Here is a 17,352-nt window from a genome sequence, read left to right on the forward strand (position 1 = left end):
CTGACTTCAGAGTAGATCTAGGGCGCAATTCGCTTCGGAGGAGATGTGGTAAAGCTCAAACGGGGCACGCATACGGCTTATTCCGAAGCCTCGTCGCTCAGGCTGCGCGCGGCGTGGCTCTATTACAATCAGGGTCTGACCCAGAAGGATGTCGCTGAACAACTCGGCATCAGTCGCACTACCGTCATCCGTCTGCTCGACGAGGCAATGAAGCGCAGCGAAGTTCAGATCTGGATCAACGATTCCGTCGATGATTGCGTCGAGCTTTCCGTCAAGCTGGAGCGCGCCTATGGCCTCGACGAGGCAATCGTCGTGCCGGCGCCGCCAAGCAGCGATGCCAACGCACTGGCAAAGGGCGTCGGCCTGGCGCTGGGCCAGTTCCTCTCCGAGGCCATCCCGGACAATTACACCATCGGCGTCGGATGGGGCCGCACGATGACGGCGTCGCTGTCCAGTTTCCGCCCGCCACGCCGCGACAATTGCAAAATTGTCTCCCTGCTCGGCGGCATCGTCGCCGTCCACCAGACCAATCCGATCGACTACACCTGGCGGCTCGCCAATCAGCTCGGTGCGGAATGCTATATGTTCCTGGCGCCGCTGCTGGTCGATTCCGTCGAGACCAAGCGCAACCTCATCGAGAAGTGCGGCCTCGATGCGATCTACCGGCTTGCCGAAACACTGGATCTCGCGATCGTCAGCTGCGGCGACATCGGCCCCCACTCGACCTCTCTGTCCGAAGGTTGGATCTCGAAGGCGGAATTGCAGCAGCTGATCGACGCGGGCTGCGTCTGCGACACGATGTTCAACTTCCTCGACAAGGACGGCAACACGGTCGACCATTCGATCAACAGCCGCGTCATGTCGGTCGATCTCGATACCCTGAAGAAGGCAAAGCACATCGTGCTCTCATCTGGCGGCGCCCACCGCGCCGTCGCCATTCGCGCGACGATCAGGCGCATCGGCTGCAACACACTAATCACCGACGAGAGTGCGGCCAGGGCATTGCTGGAATTGGCGGAGCCGGCCTAGCAACTTCGGCAGGCACCAACTGCCTCTTCTCCCATCCGAGAGGAGTGCCGGAGCGACAGCAAGCGCCGCGAGGAGGTCGAGTATGCCGATTTCAGAATTGTCATTAATGGTTGACCCGATCCGCTGACGCTGGCAGGCATCAATGGATGCGTAAGGATACTGGAGCAAACGATGGATCAGACCCTCTTCATCAACCTGTGCAAGGCGGGTAAGTTCAAGGACGCGCTCGGCCTCGCTGTCCAGGGCCGCGAGAACGAAAAATTTACGCCGAGCCGCTTCTCGATGGACAAGAAGACCGGACTGCCAATCTTCTATCGCGGCAACAAGCGGGTGGAGCCGGACGCGACAGGTGAATGGCAACTGGCAAAGAACGCGAAACTGTAGGGCAGCATCTCGGCATTACCGGCTGCCCGCGCTTCTAACTTCTGAAGCTGGCGAATGCGGCTGGCGGGACGAGACCCGTTGTGGCGTGCCAAAAGATCCAACACAGCACCTACGCGTGCGCCGATTCCCAACCCAGCATCGCCCGCTTGCGCGTCAGTCCCCAATGATAGCCCGTCAGCGCTCCACTCTTGCCGAGCGCGCGATGGCATGGCACCACGAAGGAAATCGGGTTTGCGCCGACCGCGGCACCGACTGCGCGCATTGCCGTCGGCTTTCCGATGTCATTGGCGATGTCGCTGTAGCTCACCGCCTTGCCGAATGGGATTTTCAGCAGGCTTTCCCAGACCCTCACCTGAAAATCCGTACCGATCAGGACGACGCGCAAGGGTCGGTCGGACGTCCATTTGCCGGGCTCGAAGATCCTCTCGGCATAAGGCAGCGTCGCCTGCCGATCCTTGACATACGCCGCGTTCGGCCAGCGGCACGTCATGTCTTCGAGGCAGGCGGCTTCGTCGCCGATATCGCTGAAGGCAAGCCCCGCCAGACCGCGATCGGTGACCATCACGAGCGCCACGCCGAAGGGAGATTGATGGAAGCCGTAGCGGATGGTGAGCCCACAACCCCGGGCCTTCCATTCGCCGGGCGACATCGCTTCATGCGTGACGAACAGGTCGTGCAGCCGGCTCGGGCCCGAGAGCCCGACTTCGATCGATGTCTCCAGCAGCGGCAACTCCTCCTGGCGCAACAGCCGCTTGGCATGGTCGAGCGTCACCGCCTGAAGGAAGGCTTTGGGCGAGAGGCCGGCCCAACGCGTGAACGTCTTCTGAAGCTGCGTCGGCGACTGGTTCAGTCGCGCGGCAATCGTCTCCAGCGAGGGCTGGTCGCGGTAGTCCTCGGTAATCAGCTCGATGACCCGGCGGACGGTCTCGTAGTCGGGACCGTGCGGAGTGATGTCGTTGTTCAGGTTGGCTATCATGTTCATGATCTTTCTCCTTGTACCAAGGAGATAGTCAAGTGGCCGTCCGCAAACCACCCGATTCTTGCCCAGCCGTCAGTGCAGGATCAGATCCGCTGCTTGACTGTCGCCAGAGCACCCCTGAACGCCTTTGCAAAGCTTTCGCGGTCATCGGGGTTGAGAAAGGAGCCGACGTCGGTGCCGCGTCCCTCGCCTGATATATGCATCGACAGGATGCCGATTTCGTGATGGCGGCGCACGAAGAAGCGGGTCCAGAACGGATTGAAATGGTGCTCGATCATGCGGCCCGAGGGCGCGAACTTGCGCACCGAAATATCGGTGCGCGACACCGTCACTTCCTCGCGCGCCCGCGCCGAGCGGTAGTTCAGCCAGAAGGCACCGTAGAGCAGCAGGAAATCCAGCCCGAAGAAGAAGCCGATCGGCCAGGCACCGGTCGCGACGAAGAACATGCCGTACATCAGACAGACGCCGCCCGTCACCAGCAGAAGCACCTTGAAACCCTTGCGGCCCAGCGACCGGTAGGGGAAGAGTTCGGCTGCGAAAACAGGCTGTTCGTTGGCTCTGTCGGCGTTGCTTTCCATCATGGCTGACGAGTATAGGTTCTCCATGCCCGATCCGAAACTCAAATCCGCCGCCACATTGTCGCAGAGCTCAAAAGTGATCGTCCCCCGCAAGAAGCCGGCAACGGTCCGCTCGATCTATTCCGAAGCCGAGCGCGACGAGATCTTCCGCCGCTTCTCCGTTCAGCGTCCGGAACCCAAGGGCGAGCTGGAACACTCCAATCCCTTCACGCTGGTCGTCGCCGTTGCCCTTTCCGCGCAGGCGACGGATGCCGGCGTCAACAAGGCGACGCGAGCACTGTTCAAGGCCGCCGACACGCCCGAAAAAATGCTGGCCCTCGGCGAGGAGCGGGTCCGCAACTACATTAAGACCATTGGGCTCTACCGCAACAAGGCGAAAAACGTGATCGCGCTCTCGCAGATGCTGGTCGAGGTCTTCGGCGGCGTCGTGCCGCAAACCCGTGACGAACTGGTGATGCTCCCGGGCGTCGGCCGCAAGACCGCCAACGTCGTGCTGTCGATGGCCTTCGGCCAGGCGACGATGGCCGTCGATACCCATATCTTCCGCATCGCCAACCGCATCAAGCTTGCCCCCGGCAAGACGCCTGATGAAGTGGAGGCACGCCTGATGAAGGTGATCCCCAGGCACTACCTCTACCATGCCCACCACTGGCTGATCCTGCACGGGCGCTACACGTGCAAGGCCCGTCGGCCGGAATGCGAGCGCTGCATCATCGCCGACATCTGCAGGTCGCCGGACAAGAGCTGCGACATTCCCGCCCCGCTGGTCGAACTACCGCCGCAGGTGATCGGCGAGGCCGTCGATTAAGGCTGCAATCGCCTGTTCGTACCGGTCCTTCTCCCCGCCGGCGGCTATTGCGATCGCAGCCCGGTCGAAGGCAGCCGACAGCAGAGCGGTCAATGGCTCCAGCACCGGTCCGGCACCAGGCAGATAGTGCTCCAGACCGCGGCGTAGCGTTGCCTCGGCATTTTCCTGATCGATACTCCCCGCCTCGAACGGCCCGAGCACGGCCGGCGCCTCGAGAAGCAAAAGCTGCGTGCGGCCATTTTCCGCCATCGCCCCGAAATAGGCGCTCGCACCGTCGAGCAATGCCTGACGCGGCGACCCCGAACCCGAGGAGCGGGCTTCGATCGCCGCTGCGACTGCGGCGGCCTCTTGCTCGATCACAGCTCGAAAGAGCGCCCTCTTGTCCTCGAAATGATGGTAGAGCGCGCCGCGGGTGACACCAGCTGCCGCCACGATATCGGGCGTGGCGGTCTCTGCGTATCCCCGTTCGACAAAAAGCCGCCGCGCCTCATCGAGCAACGCCTGCCTGGTCTGTTCCGTGCGCTCGCGGTTGCTCCGGCTCATGGCTTTCTCTTTACATACATACTGTACGTATGTTAACTGTCAAAAACATGCAGACTGTATGTAATTTTCAAGCGGAGGGAAAGAGATGAAATCGACAAGCTATTACCCCGTCATCATGACAGGCGATGTTGAAGGCACCGCGGCCTTCTACGGCAGGCATTTCCGCTTCCAGCCCCTGTTCACCAGCGACTGGTACGTCCATCTGCAATCCAGGGATGACGAACATGTCAACCTGGCCATTCACGATGGCAACCATGAGACCATCCCGAGCATAGCCCGCGGCAAGGTCTCGGGATTACTGTTGAACTTCGAGGTGGAAGATGTCGACAGCGTCTATGAGACCTGCCGCAACGGCGGACTGCCCGTCCTCAAGAAGATCTGCAACGAAGCCTTCGGCCAGCGGCACTTTATAACCGCCGACCCGAACGGGGTTCTGATCGACATCATCAAGCCGATCCCGCCAAGCGCCGACTACGCCGCAATGTACGACGGCTCGGCCCTCCCGGCGTGACAGTCAGCCGCGAAAGCCGGGATCGCTCCGCGAGACCAGCTTGTGAAGATGGACCATCATCCCGGCGGCAAAAAGCGGGGTCAGGAGGTTGACGATCGGGACCGCCAGAAAGGCCGCGATCACCAACCCGGCAAGGAAGACGGTCGAGCCGTGCTTGGCCCGAAACAGCCGCGCCTCTTGGGGCGAGCGGAATCGCATGGCCGCGAACTCGAAAAACTCGCGCCCTAGCAGGTATCCGTTCACGAGGAAGAATGCGATCAGATTGACGCCAGGAATGAAGAGGAGGAAGAGCGCGGCGATATTGCCGATCACGACAACGCCCAAGAATTTAAGGGAGCTTGCGATGGCGGGCCCCAAGGGCATTGCCGTGCCTGGCGGATCCGAGGGGTAGTTGCGCTTCTCGACCACCTCTGCGACGTCGTCTAGAAAGAGGCCCGCAATCAGGGCGGTGACCGGCGAGAGCAGCAACGCCAGCCCGAGCGCAAGCCCGATACCGGCCCCGATCGCAAGGACGAAGCCCAGCCAGCCTGCCCAATCCGGCATGGCCGGAAGGAAACCGGCTATCCACGGAAACACGACCGACAGGAAGACGCTGCGCAACGCCAGCCACAGTGCGAACAGGACGAGCAGCGTCAATCCCAGTACTTTCCAGAAGACCGAACGCGTTTCCGGCGCAAACAGATTGGCGGCAGACAGGCGGGCAGCTTGAAAGATCATTTAGCGTCTCCGGTTGTATCGCCCATGTAGGAATATGAAGTTTGAACGGCAAGGCTGAAATAAATTGGCAGAATGAACGCAAATCTTGTCGGAAAACCTATATTAATATATAGTCATCTATCATGTGAAATTGCTTGAGCCTGAGACGCAGCTTCCGGAATAGTTGCAAACGGCAGGATTGCCCTCGCGGATCCGAGAAACGCTTCCGGGAAGATCAGGACGGCTGCCGTGGAAGACTTTGTTCACAAGCTTCGACAATATGCGAAGTCCGGCACGCCGGCCGAGCGGCGCATTGCAAAATATTTCACCGAACATCTGAGCGACCTGCCGTTCGAAACGGCAGCCTCCGTGGCCGACCGGTTGGATCTGAGCCCGATGACAGTCGGGCGCTTTCTGCGGGCTCTCGGCTACCAGGGTCTCGACAGCGTCAAGTTTCAGATCCGCGAAACCTCCGCCGTTTCGGCAACGCAGATGCAGGCAGCGATGACCGAACTGCAGAGCGATGCGTCGGACGGCAAGCCGCTTGCCGTTCTGGTGTCGGAACAGATCCAGGGCTTGCATCACATCTATCATCTGACCGGCCAGCCACAGTGGAGCGACGCCGTTTCGATGATCGGAGCGGCCCGCGAGATCTTTGTTGCGACGCACGCGGCTCTTTCGGGTTTTGCCGCCCATTTCTGCCAGCAATTGACCCATGCTCGCGACGGCGTCCATCCGTTGAACGGCACAGGCAGCCGTTTCGCCGAGCTCTTCGCACGGCTGAACGGTAACGAAGCATTGCTGGTCATCATCGACAGCCGCCGTTTCAGCAAGGCGCGCCTGCTGGCGCGCACCGCAAGACGCTATGGATACAAGGTCATATTGATAACGGCCCAGAGCACAAACTGGATGCCGGACCAGGCCAATCTCATCCTTCCTTTGCCCGCCCCCCGAGCGGGCGATGTCGACAACCTGCCACCATTGATGGCTCTGCTCGACTGTCTGTCCACGGCCGCCGTCGCCGCCGCGGGGGACGAGGCGACGCTGCGCACCCGGCGGATGTCCGAATTCGGCGTCATGCTCGGCGAAGGCATCGGCGGCTGAGGCAGCACTAAGCGTGTCACCCCGAAGGATCGCGGACGGCAGCGCATGATTCATAGCCAACATGGTATATAATCAAGCCTCACTCGTCCAGAACGGGCTACCGATTCCCCGTCTTGACAGTTTCATACCTTCTCGGTTATACGAAAATCAATAGCCAGCGGGGAATGCATGCAGGATGACGGACGCTCACGACGTGCTCTTCAAAACGCTCGCTGATCCGACTCGGAGGGCGCTCTTCGAACGGCTTTGCCGCGAAGGAGAGAAGACAGTCGGGGCTCTGACGGCTCGGGCCGGTGTCTCGCAACCGGTCGTCTCGAAGCATCTCGGGGTCCTGAAGCAGGCAGGCTTGGTGCGCGACCGCCACGAAGGCCGCAACACGCACTACAGCGCGCAGCTCGGCGCTCTTGGCCCGCTGATCGACTGGACAAGCCAGATGGCGGGATTCTGGCAGAGCCGGTTCGACGACCTGGAAGACCTACTCAAAAGGATGGACCAATGACCGACACCGCGACCGAAACACTTTCCGTCGTCGTAGAACGGGAGGTAGCTTTTCCGCCTGAGAAAATCTGGCGCGCGCTCACCCAACCCCACCTGATCGAGGAGTGGCTTATGAAGAACGATTTCAAGCCCGTCGTAGCCCACAGTTTCAACCTTCGCGCAGATTGGGGCGCCGTCAATTGCCAGGTCATGGCCGTAGAGCCGAACAAGACGCTGTCTTACACATGGGCGGCCAATGGTCTTGAGAGCGTCGTCACCTGGACACTTACCCCGACGAGCACCGGGACACATCTGCGCATGGAGCAGTCAGGCTTCCGGCCGGATCAGCAGCAGGCCTACAAGGGCGCCAAGGCCGGGTGGCCGCAGTTCTTTGCAAATCTGGATCAGGTCTTGGCGCGGATGGATTGAAGTTTGCCGGCACACATCAAGCCTTGGCCCGTTCATAGAGTGGATTTTAGAAAGAATGCGAAGACGAATGCCGGCCTCACTCGGGCGGGCGCGGATGATGCGTGATGGGTACCAGGATGCAAAGGCCGCCAAAAGAGGTGCAAGCAAGATGAAGAAGAGTGAAACCAGCAACGCACAATCCCCTTCTCGGCTGATCGATGCCAGAATCAGGGAGCTGGACGATTGGAGAGGCAAAACGCTCTCCCACGTCCGCACTCTCATCAAACAGGCTGTCCCCGAGGTGGTCGAGGAGTGGAAGTGGAGAGGCGTTCCGGTTTGGTATCACGATGGCATGATCTGCACCGGCGAGACTTACAAGGCCGCCGTGAAGCTGACCTTCGCCAAGGGCGCTTCGCTCAAGGATCCCAAGGGACTGTTCAACTCCAGCCTCGAAGGCAACACCAGACGCGCTATCGATATCCATGAGGATGACGAGATAGATGAGGATGCCCTTAAGGCGCTCATAAGCGCCGCCGCAGACCTGAACAGTTCAAAGGCTCGCTGATCGACGGACCGCGCGTGCGCTCACTCCATTGCCTCGAGTTCGGCACGGTGGCGGTACATTGCCAGAAGCCGGCGGTAATCCCGATCGTAGACCGCGCGCTTGCCCTCATCCGGCACCCGCACATCTCCGCCCGGATACATCGCCATGCCCGCGACAGCTAGATCCTTGTGATGGCCGCACGCGACTGATGCGGCCATTGCCGTGCCGAGCAGAACGGCCTCGTTCATTTTCGGAACCACCACCTTGCAGCCCGTCGCGTCCGAGTAGAGCTCCATCAGGACGGGGTTCTTCACATGACCGCCTGCGACATGAAGCGTATCGGGGACATAGCCGTATTCCTTCATCTGCTCGAGGATGTGGCGAACGCCGAGCGCGATCGCAACGGCCGTGCGCCAGTAGAGCGCACAGAGCCCGTCGAAGGACGTATCGAGCGTCAGCCCGCTGATGGCGCCCACCGCATGCGGGTCGGCAAGCGGCGAGCGGTTGCCGTGAAAATCGGGCAGCACGAAGATGCGGGCGCCGAACTCGTCCCCTTCCTCGGCGCGAAGCTGCGCAATGCGGGAGACGATTTTCTGATGCAGCGCGGCGGTCGGCTCGCCACCCGCCGCATGCATGCGGACCATATGATCGAGCAGCGCGCCGGTTGCCGACTGGCCGGCCTCGACCAGCCAGGAGTCGGGCAATACCGCTTCGTAGTATGGCCCCCACATGCCGTGGCTTGGCTTTCGCTCGCGTGAAAAGGACACGATGCAGCTCGACGTGCCGGCAATGAGCGCCAGTTGGCGCTCCAGCATGCGCGGGTCGTGCGCATCGCCGCCAAGCGTGCCGAGTGCGCCGGCATAGGCATCGATCATCCCTGCTGACACGTGGCAGGCGATCGTCAGGCCAAGCGCCGAGGCTGCCTCCTGCGTCAGCGTCCCCACACTGTCGCCGACCGGCACCGTAGCGTCGGGCAGCCGCCCGCGCTCTTGCAGATCGGCAAGTCCGATCTGCTCAAGGAAATCCGGCTGCCACCCCTTTTCCATGTGCGCGAGATAGTTCCACTTTGCCGTCAGCGTGCAGCGCGAGCGCGCAAGCGCGCCCGTTGCTTTCCAGGTCAGGAAATCCGCGAGATCGAAGAGATAGCCGGTGTTCATCCACGTGCCGGGCAGCTTCGTCTTCAGCCACATCAGCTTCGGCATTTCCATTTCCGGCGACATGAAATGCCCCGAATGCTCCAACACGGGATGCTTCGTGGCGGTACAGAAATCGGCTTCCTTGAGACCCCGGTGATCGAGCCAGACGATCGTATCGAAACGCCGCTCGCCCCCTGTCGAAACGCTGATCTGGCCACCCTCGATGTCTCGAACCACGAGTGAGCAGGTGGCATCGAACCCGACCGCGCCGACAGACTCGGGCGCTGCACCCGACTGCTCCATCGCCTTGCGTACCGCGATGCAGACGGCCGACCAGATATCCTCGGAATCGTGTTCCGCGTGGTTCTCCCGCGGGCGGTTCATGATGATGGGGTGTTCGGCCTTGCCCAACAGATGGCCATCAGCGTCGAACACGCCTGCGCGCGCACTGCCCGTGCCGATATCGACCGCGACCACATGCTTCGGCATTAAAGGTGCATCCCGTCCTGCTTATGTTTTAGGACAAGGTGTATCAAATCCGGCATCGCGTCAAACACGGCATCGGGGGAAAGCCGGTCAAGTTCAGCGCGATAGCCTGCAAAATTGGCGTGCGAGCCGCCGGTGAAGGCAAAGACCGTCATGCCGGCCGCCTTGGCTGCTTCGATCCCGGCGGGACTGTCTTCGATGACCAGGCAGTTGGCCGGTTCGACATTCATTTCGCGCGCCGCATGCAGGAAAAGGTCCGGTGCCGGCTTGCCGTTCTTGACCATCGTGGCGCTGAAAATATCAGGCAGCCGGTCGATCAGGCCGGTCACAGTCAGCGACAGGCGGATACGTTCCACCTGGCTGGACGACGCGACGCAGCACGGGATGCCGATCCCGTCGATCGTCGCGGCAATCCCCTCGATCGGCTTCAGCTCGTTTCGGAAGCGGGCATAGAGATCCGTTCGGATCTGATCGAGGAATTCCTGGCCGGGATGAACGTTGTACTCGTTCTTCATCGTGTCGATGACTGTCGCGAGACTTCGCCCGAGGAAACGGCCATAGACCTCCGCCTCGGTGATCGGCACACCGAGATCGTTCATCGCCTTCACGAGCACGCTGACGGAAATCGGCTCGCTATCGACCAACACGCCGTCGCAATCGAAAATAACCAGCCGTGTTTCAGCGTCAGCCATGGCAGACCCAATCGGAGTTTGGTGCGAAAGAACCAGCCTCACCAAGGGTGGGCCGGACGGCTGCAAGGAATGCCGCCATCCAATCCTTACACCGCGAGCTTGTTGTCGAGATAGAGTTGCAGCGTTTCGCGCGTGCCCTTTTCCCACAAGGTTTTCAGTGCATGCGCGAAGCGTTTGCGGAACAGGTCGGATGTCGACACCTCGCCGAAGATGTCGTCGAAGGCGAGAAAGGCCATCGGATCGTCCTCGGCCTTCAGAGCGGCTGCATGCAGCCGGTCCGCACTGGCGTCGTTGAAAGCGATCTCTGCGCCGCTGTCGGTCTTTCCCGCGAAATAGCGGCACCATAGCGCCGACACCAACGAAAGGCCGATGACATCGCGCCCCTGACGCAGGTTGTCCACCGTCGAGGGCAGGATGAACTTCGGCTGACGGTTCGATCCGTCCTGCGCCAGACGCGGGATCGTGTCGGCGATCTTGGGATTGAGCAGGCGATGTTCGATAAGGGCAAAGTAGTCCGCCAGCGAAGTGTTGGGAACCGGCGGCACGATCGGAATGATCTCATCCTTCTCGAGCTTGGCCAGGAACGCACGGATCAGCGGATCCATCATCGCATCGTGCACGAAATGAATGTCCATCAGCGCCGCCGGATAGGCGATCGCCGCGTGACCGCCGTTGAGGATGCGAATCTTCATATGCTCGTATGGCGTCACATCTGGAACGAAGGTCACGCCTACCTTTTCCAGCGCCGGGCGACCGGCGGTGAACTTGTCCTCCAGCACCCATTGCTTGAACTCTTCGCAATAGACCGGCCAGTTGTCGTCGATATCGAAGGCATCCTTCAACAGATCGATTTCGCGCTGGCCAGTCGCCGGCGTGATGCGATCCACCATCGCATTCGGAAAGGCCACGTTCGCCTTGATCCAATCGGCGAAAACCGGGTCCGACAGCTTGGCGGTGCCGACGACGGCATTCGAGGTGACGCTGCCGTTGTGGGGGATGTTGTCGCAGGACATGACGGTGAATGGGACAAGGCCCTTGTCCCTGCGCGCCTTCAGCCCGGCCACGATAAGGCCGAACACCGTCTTCGGCTCGGACGGATTGTCGCCATCCGCGGCGATCGCCGGGTGGGCCGGATTGAACTTGCCTGAAGCATCGACGAAATAGCCCCCCTCGGTGATCGTCATCGACACGATGCGGATATCCGGATCGGTGAGTTTGGCGATGATCGCCTTGCAATCGCCGACCGGCAGGATGTCGGTCATTGGCCCGGTGACGCGCGCTGCCGTCTTGTTGTTGTCCTGCTCGACGACAGTCGTCAGGAAATCCTGCGCGGCGAGCTTGTCGCGCATGGCCGCGTCGGAGGGCAGCATGCCTGCACCTATGATTGCCCAGTCGTGATCCTGACCTTCGTTGAAAAGGTCGTCGAGATAGACCGCCTGGTGGGCGCGATGGAAATTCCCCACGCCGAAGTGCACGATGCCTGCCTTCAGCGACGCCCGCTCATAGGCCGGTACAGCGGCGGTCTTTGCCGCTTCGGAAAGCGTTGCCAGCGATAGTTTGCACGTCATGTCTCAGTCCTCTTGAAGGTCTTCGGGATCACGGCTGACCCCGGGGATCATTGACGATCCCGGTATCGCACGCCGGGCACCTTGTCCGGCGCGCGCTGTCGTCCCCAACCCGGCAACCGGCCCTCAGATGGCGAGGCCGCCTTCGCCAAACCTGTGAATGCGCGACTTGTCCGGGGTCAGGTAGACGGTATCGCCCGCCCTTGCCGGGAAATTGCCGTCGCCGCGTGCCGTCATCTGGCCGATGCCGGCGACATCGACGTGCAGGAAAGTGTCGGAGCCGAGGTGCTCGGCAACAATGACCTTACCCTTCCACTCGCCGCTTTCGGTCGAAAGCTGCATGTGTTCGGGGCGAACGCCGATCGTATGGGCGTTATGCGCGGCAGCGTTCTGTCCGATGATGAAATTCATCTTCGGTGAGCCGATGAAGCCGGCGACAAAGAGATTGCGCGGCCTGCTATAGAGTTCCAGTGGCGAGCCGACCTGCTCGATGTTGCCGCGGTTCAGCACCACGATCTTGTCGGCCATGGTCATGGCTTCCACCTGGTCGTGGGTGACGTAGATCATCGTCGTCTTAAGCTGCTGGTGAAGTTCGCTGATCTCGAGGCGCATGTTGACGCGAAGCGCTGCATCGAGGTTAGACAAGGGTTCGTCGAACAGGAAGGCCGACGGCTGCCGCACGATGGCACGTCCGATGGCGACGCGCTGGCGCTGACCGCCAGAGAGCTGGCGCGGCTTGCGCTCCAGATAGTCGGTGAGGTTCAGTACGCGGGCGGCATCCGCAACCTTGCGGTCGATCTCGGCCTTGTTCATACCGGCCATCTTCAACGGGAACGCGATGTTGTTGCGCACACTCATATGCGGGTAGAGCGCATAGGACTGGAACACCATGGCAAGGCCACGCTCGGAGGGAATGGTCTCCGTCGCATTCTTACCGTCGATAACGATATTACCGCCGGTGACGTCCTCAAGCCCGGCGATCAGCCTCAGCAGTGTGGACTTTCCGCAGCCCGAAGGCCCGACGAAGACGACGAACTCGCCGTCCTTGATCTCGAGGTCGATCGAAGGGATGACCTTGGCTTCGCCGAAGACCTTCGAAACCTTCTGAAGGGTAATGCTGCCCATGTTTCTCTCCCTTAAGTCTTATTTCACCGCGCCGAAGGTCAGGCCGCGGACGAGTTGTTTCTGGCTGAACCAGCCCAGGATCAGGATCGGAGCGATCGCCATTGTGGAGGCCGCCGAGAGCTTGGCATAGAACAGGCCCTCGGGGCTGGAATAGGAAGCGATGAACGCCGTCAGCGGCGCGGCCTTGGAAGCAGTGAGGTTCAGCGTCCAGAAGGCTTCGTTCCAGGCCAGGATGATGTTGAGAAGCAGCGTCGAGGCAATGCCCGGCACAGCCATCGGTGTCAGCACGTAGATGATTTCCTTGGCGAGCGATGCACCGTCCATACGCGCCGCCTCGAGGATCTCGCCGGGGATTTCCTTGAAGTAGGTGTAGAGCATCCACACAATGATCGGCAGGTTGATCAGCGTCAGGATGATCACCAGGCCGAGGCGGCTGTCGAGGAGACCCGTGTTGCGGAACATCAGGTAGATCGGAATGAGCGCGCCGACCGGCGGCATCATCTTCGTCGACAGCATCCACATCAGCACATCCTTGGTCCGCTTGGTCGGCGAAAACGCCATGGCCCAGGCGGCCGGGATCGCAATGATCAGTCCGATCAGCGTCGAACCGAACGAGATGATCACGGAGTTCATGAAGTGGTTCAGATAGTTCGACCGAGATTGCACCTCGGCGTAGTTCTCCGTAGTCCAATGGAAGAAGAGGAACTGCGGCGGAGAGGCGATCGCGTCGGCCTCCGTCTTGAAGCTCGTCAGGAACGTCCACAGGATCGGGAAGAAGATCAGGATGCCGATCGACCAGGCGATCGCGGTCATGACGACCTTGCGCCGAGTGGTGACTTTTCTAGCCATCTCAAGCCTCCAGATTCTTGCCGACAAGGCGGACAAGGAAGATAGCGACGATATTGGCAAGGATGACCGCAACGATACCCCCCGCCGAAGCGCCGCCGATATCGAACTGCAGCAGAGCTTGTGCATAGACGAGGTAGGTAAGGTTCGTGCTCTGCGTGCCGGGGCCGCCATTGGTGGTGACCAGGATTTCGGCAAAGACGGAAAGCAGGAAGATCGTCTGGATCAGGATTACCACCGTGATCGCGCGCGCCATGTGCGGCAGAATGATGTAGATGAACTTCGAGATCGCGCCGGCGCCGTCCATTTCGGCGGCTTCCTTCTGCTCTTCGTCGAGCGACTGCAACGCCGTCAGCATGATGAGGGTCGCGAAGGGCAACCACTGCCAGGCGACGATCAGGATGATCGAGAACAGCGGCGCGTTCGCCAGCCAGTCATAGGGCTGCAGACCAACCGCCTTGGCAAGATGGGCGAAGAGCCCGTTCACCGGGTTCATGAACATGTTCTTCCAGACCAGCGCCGCAACCGTCGGCATGACGAAGAAGGGCGCGATCACCAGGATGCGAACGATCCCCTGACCGTAAATGTCCTGGTCAAGCAGCAGCGCGAACAGGATGCCGCCGACGACAGTGATCAGAAGCACGCCGAGCACCAGCAGCAGCGTATTGAGCAGCGCTGCGAAGAAAGCCGGATCGGTAAGGAAGTACTTGTAGTTCAGAAAGCCGACAAAGCTCTCCATTCCCGGGCTGAGCAGGTTGTAGTTCAGAAGTGAGAAATAGATCGTCATCACAAGCGGGACGATCATCCACAGGAAGAGAAGCACGACGGAGGGTGCTATCATCAGCCGGGCTGCGGAGCGGGTATGTAACGTTGCCATGGCGACGACCGATCATGTCTGGAGGGGCGAACGGCTGCTGGGCAGCTATGTAAAAAGGGCCGCCGACGCAATTCGGGCATCCGGCGGCCTAGAGGGGCGGGAGGTCAACGCTCCCACCGTTCTCAGGAGGTTATTATTTGATGTAACCAGCCTTGGTCATTTCGCGGGTAGTCAGCTGCTGGGCACTCTGCAGAGCCTGGTCGACCGATACCTGGCCGGCGAGTGCTGCGGAAAACTGCTGGCCGACGGCCGTGCCGATACCCTGGAATTCCGGGATCGCCACGAACTGGACGCCGACATAGGGGACCGGCTTTACGGTCGGCTTCGTCGGGTCAGCCGCGTTGATGCTGTCGAGCGTCATCTTCGCGAATGGTGCTGCCTTCTGGTAGTCGGCATTCGCATAGAGCGAAGAGCGAGTACCGGGAGGTGCATTCAGCCACCCTTCCTTCTCTGCGACGAGGTTGGTGTAGTCCTTGCTCGTTGCCCAGGCGACGAACTTCTCAGCCGCTTCGACCTTCTGCGAACCTGCGGGGATGGCAAGGTTCCAGGCCCAGAGCCAATTGCCACGCTTGCCGAGGCCCTTGTCCGGAGCCAGCGCGAAGCCGACCTTGTCGGCCACGGTGGATTCCTTCGGGTTGCTGACAAAGGACGCAGCAACGGTCGCATCGATCCACATGCCGCACTTGCCGGTCTGGAAGAGCGCCAGGTTTTCGTTGAAGCCGTTGGAAGAAGCGCCCGGAGGTCCGGCTTCCTTCATCAGGTCGACGTAGAAGCTCAGCGTGTCCTTCCACTCCGGCTGATCGAACTGCGGCTTCCACTGTTCATCGAACCAGCGTGCGCCGAAGGAGTTCGACATAGCCGTCAGGAAAGCCATGTTCTCGCCCCAGCCGGCCTTGCCGCGCAGGCAGATGCCGTAGATTTCCTTGTCCTTGTTGGTGATCTTCTTCGCGGCTTCCGCGATGAAATCCCAGGTCGGAGCGTCGGGCATCTTCAGGCCGGCGGCTTCGAACAGGTCCTTACGGTACATGACCATCGAGCTTTCGCCGTAGAACGGCGCCGCATAGAGCTTGCCGTCGGCGGTAAGACCGCTGCGAATTGCCGGCAGCAGGTCGTCGGTGTCGTAGTCCTTGCCCAGGTTGTCGAGCGGCAGGAGCCAACCCTGTTTGGCCCAGATCGGTACTTCATACGTACCGATCGTCAGAACATCGTACTGACCGCCCTTGGTCGCGATGTCGGTTGTAACCTTCTGGCGCAGGACGTTTTCTTCGAGGGTAACCCACTCGAGGTCGATACCTGGATTCTTCGTTTTGAAGTCATCCGTCAGCTTCTGCATCCGGATCATGTCACCGTTGTTCACGGTCGCGATCGTCAGCGTTTCGGCCGAAGCCATGCCGGCAAACGCCAGTGCCGAGCATGCGCCCAGCAGGAAAGTTCTCAATGTCATATCTTCCTCCCAGAAGATGAGTGCGAGCATTCGCTTTGCTCATGGGCAATTACTCACCGCGAAGCAAAGAATGTCAATCACCATTCGTTGCTGCAACAGCGAAGGAGAGAGCCATCTATATGATTTTACTGAAAAATATTTTTGCTCACGGCTTGAGCAAATACTCAGCTACCTCTTCATCCGTGATCAGACCATTGATCCGATGCCCGGTCACGGCGGCCTTGATCGCCCTGAATTTTCGCTTCCCTTTGCCGATGCCGATCACCGTCGACGAATCGCGCGAGGGGATTGAGGCGGAAGCCACGCGTTCATTGATTGGATTGTCGAGCAACTTGCCTTCGGCGTCAAAAATCCAGCCGCAGATCTCGCCGACTGCGCCGTTGCGCATCAGCTCCATCATCTCGTCCTTCTCGAGGAAACCGTCGACGCAGAGCGGCCCGTCAATGCCGAGTTCGCCGATACCGACGAAGGTGACGTCGGCCTGCGCGCTCATCTCCAGTGTGGCGCGCACCAGCTGCTGCGCATGCAGCGTTTCCCGCTCCTCCGCCGAGGTAACGAGAACCGGCAGCGGCATCGGGAAGTGCCGCGCCTTGACAGCATCGGCCATGCTGAAGATCACGTTATAGTAAGCGGCCGAGCCATCCGGCGCGATGTTGCCGGTCAGGGAAACGATGCGATGCTTTGGACATTCGATGGCAGGAAGCTGATCGACAGCCGCCTTCAGCGTACGGCCTGTTCCGACCGCGAGCACAATCGGATCGGGCTTTTTCAGCCAGCGTTCGATCTCCGCCGCCGCAGCCTCCGCTATACCGACGGTCGTCGAACCCGAAACCGGATCACTGGGCACCACCTCGACATGCCTGAGATCGTATTTCTTGCGAACGGCATTCGCGAGTTCCAGGCAGGCTGCGATCGGGTGATCGAGGCGTACCTTGATCAGCCGCTCGGCAACGGCAAGCGATACCAAGCGCTGCGCCGACTGCCGGGAAATGCCCATCGCGGAAGCAATTTCGTCCTGGGTTCGTCCGGCGACGTAATACAGCCAGCCGGCGCGCGCCGCGTCGTCCAGCCTTCCGGGTGTCTCGGATCGTTTTACCATCAACTCTATCTACCGCGCGGC

Annotated in this window: 20 protein-coding genes; 8 read left to right on the forward strand and 12 right to left on the reverse strand. The window is 60.6% G+C overall.

Annotated features, from left to right (window positions below; translation table 11 throughout):
• Positions 1-45: 45 nt before the first annotated feature.
• Together AC1D2R_RS15010 and AC1D2R_RS15015 are read left to right on the forward strand one after the other, a co-directional pair.
• A complete protein-coding gene (locus AC1D2R_RS15010) occupies positions 46-1,029 on the forward strand; it encodes a sugar-binding transcriptional regulator (protein ID WP_477968059.1) in 984 nt (327 codons plus the stop codon).
• 171 nt (positions 1,030-1,200) lie between these two features.
• Positions 1,201-1,413, forward strand: a complete 213-nt coding sequence (locus AC1D2R_RS15015) for a hypothetical protein (protein WP_477968060.1) — start codon at positions 1,201-1,203, stop codon at positions 1,411-1,413.
• A gap of 109 nt (positions 1,414-1,522) precedes the next feature.
• Here the strand turns inward: AC1D2R_RS15015 and AC1D2R_RS15020 are convergent, their stop codons facing one another.
• Both AC1D2R_RS15020 and AC1D2R_RS15025 read right to left on the reverse strand, forming a co-directional pair.
• Positions 1,523-2,395, reverse strand: a complete 873-nt coding sequence (locus tag AC1D2R_RS15020; protein WP_477968061.1) for a methylated-DNA--[protein]-cysteine S-methyltransferase — start codon at positions 2,393-2,395, stop codon at positions 1,523-1,525.
• An 80-nt stretch (positions 2,396-2,475) separates the two neighbouring features.
• Complete coding sequence (locus AC1D2R_RS15025) at positions 2,476-2,973, reverse strand: DUF2244 domain-containing protein (RefSeq protein WP_477968133.1); 498 nt, start codon at positions 2,971-2,973, stop codon at positions 2,476-2,478.
• Here AC1D2R_RS15025 and nth point away from each other — a divergent pair.
• Positions 2,972-3,778: an endonuclease III gene (gene nth / locus AC1D2R_RS15030; protein ID WP_477968062.1), complete on the forward strand. Its 807-nt coding sequence runs from the start codon at positions 2,972-2,974 to the stop codon at positions 3,776-3,778. The genes AC1D2R_RS15025 and nth overlap by 2 nt on opposite strands.
• On the opposite strand, the gene AC1D2R_RS15035 is transcribed toward nth, so the two are convergent.
• Positions 3,743-4,321: a TetR/AcrR family transcriptional regulator gene (locus AC1D2R_RS15035; RefSeq protein ID WP_477968063.1), complete on the reverse strand. Its 579-nt coding sequence runs from the start codon at positions 4,319-4,321 to the stop codon at positions 3,743-3,745. The genes nth and AC1D2R_RS15035 overlap by 36 nt on opposite strands.
• An 85-nt stretch (positions 4,322-4,406) precedes the next feature.
• Between AC1D2R_RS15035 and AC1D2R_RS15040 the strand changes: the two genes are divergently transcribed.
• Positions 4,407-4,832: a VOC family protein gene (locus AC1D2R_RS15040; protein ID WP_477968064.1), complete on the forward strand. Its 426-nt coding sequence runs from the start codon at positions 4,407-4,409 to the stop codon at positions 4,830-4,832.
• Between the two features lie 3 nt (positions 4,833-4,835).
• Here the strand turns inward: AC1D2R_RS15040 and AC1D2R_RS15045 are convergent, their stop codons facing one another.
• On the reverse strand, positions 4,836-5,549 hold the full coding sequence (locus tag AC1D2R_RS15045; RefSeq protein ID WP_477968065.1) for a sulfate transporter family protein: 714 nt from the start codon (positions 5,547-5,549) through the stop codon (positions 4,836-4,838).
• Between the two features lie 228 nt (positions 5,550-5,777).
• Here AC1D2R_RS15045 and AC1D2R_RS15050 point away from each other — a divergent pair, with 228 nt between their 5' ends.
• The 4 genes from AC1D2R_RS15050 (at position 5,778) to AC1D2R_RS15065 (ending at position 8,082) form a co-directional block, all read left to right on the forward strand.
• Positions 5,778-6,632, forward strand: coding sequence for a MurR/RpiR family transcriptional regulator (locus tag AC1D2R_RS15050; protein WP_477968066.1), 855 nt, complete (start codon positions 5,778-5,780; stop codon positions 6,630-6,632).
• Positions 6,633-6,807: 175 nt separating this feature from the next.
• Positions 6,808-7,131 (forward strand): ArsR/SmtB family transcription factor, encoded by a 324-nt coding sequence (locus AC1D2R_RS15055; protein ID WP_477968067.1) that lies wholly within the window; start codon positions 6,808-6,810, stop codon positions 7,129-7,131.
• On the forward strand, positions 7,128-7,538 hold the full coding sequence (locus tag AC1D2R_RS15060) for an SRPBCC family protein (RefSeq protein ID WP_477968068.1): 411 nt from the start codon (positions 7,128-7,130) through the stop codon (positions 7,536-7,538). Before AC1D2R_RS15055 ends, AC1D2R_RS15060 begins: the two co-directional genes overlap by 4 nt.
• 148 nt (positions 7,539-7,686) lie before the next feature.
• On the forward strand, positions 7,687-8,082 hold the full coding sequence (locus AC1D2R_RS15065) for a DUF1801 domain-containing protein (RefSeq protein ID WP_477968069.1): 396 nt from the start codon (positions 7,687-7,689) through the stop codon (positions 8,080-8,082).
• Between the two features lie 20 nt (positions 8,083-8,102).
• Here AC1D2R_RS15065 and AC1D2R_RS15070 read toward each other — a convergent pair whose 3' ends face one another.
• From AC1D2R_RS15070 to AC1D2R_RS15105, 8 genes are all read right to left on the reverse strand, one after another.
• Positions 8,103-9,686: an FGGY-family carbohydrate kinase gene (locus AC1D2R_RS15070; protein WP_477968070.1), complete on the reverse strand. Its 1,584-nt coding sequence runs from the start codon at positions 9,684-9,686 to the stop codon at positions 8,103-8,105.
• Positions 9,686-10,375 (reverse strand): HAD family hydrolase, encoded by a 690-nt coding sequence (locus AC1D2R_RS15075; RefSeq protein ID WP_477968071.1) that lies wholly within the window; start codon positions 10,373-10,375, stop codon positions 9,686-9,688. Before AC1D2R_RS15075 ends, AC1D2R_RS15070 begins: the two co-directional genes overlap by 1 nt.
• Before the next feature lie 86 nt (positions 10,376-10,461).
• Positions 10,462-11,943: a mannitol dehydrogenase family protein gene (locus AC1D2R_RS15080; RefSeq protein WP_477968072.1), complete on the reverse strand. Its 1,482-nt coding sequence runs from the start codon at positions 11,941-11,943 to the stop codon at positions 10,462-10,464.
• Positions 11,944-12,066: 123 nt separating this feature from the next.
• Positions 12,067-13,065, reverse strand: coding sequence for an ABC transporter ATP-binding protein (locus AC1D2R_RS15085; RefSeq protein WP_477968073.1), 999 nt, complete (start codon positions 13,063-13,065; stop codon positions 12,067-12,069).
• Positions 13,066-13,083: 18 nt separating this feature from the next.
• Positions 13,084-13,914, reverse strand: coding sequence for a carbohydrate ABC transporter permease (locus AC1D2R_RS15090; protein WP_477968074.1), 831 nt, complete (start codon positions 13,912-13,914; stop codon positions 13,084-13,086).
• 1 nt (position 13,915) lies between these two features.
• A complete protein-coding gene (locus tag AC1D2R_RS15095; RefSeq protein ID WP_477968075.1) occupies positions 13,916-14,788 on the reverse strand; it encodes a carbohydrate ABC transporter permease in 873 nt (290 codons plus the stop codon).
• A 133-nt stretch (positions 14,789-14,921) separates the two neighbouring features.
• Positions 14,922-16,232, reverse strand: a complete 1,311-nt coding sequence (locus AC1D2R_RS15100; RefSeq protein ID WP_477968076.1) for an ABC transporter substrate-binding protein — start codon at positions 16,230-16,232, stop codon at positions 14,922-14,924.
• A 145-nt stretch (positions 16,233-16,377) separates the two neighbouring features.
• Positions 16,378-17,331 carry a sugar-binding transcriptional regulator gene (locus AC1D2R_RS15105; RefSeq protein ID WP_477968077.1) on the reverse strand — a complete coding sequence of 318 codons (954 nt, stop codon included), beginning with the start codon at positions 17,329-17,331 and terminating at the stop codon, positions 16,378-16,380.
• Positions 17,332-17,352: the final 21 nt, after the last annotated feature.

Source organism: Rhizobium sp. P1_C7 (genome assembly GCF_056406295.1).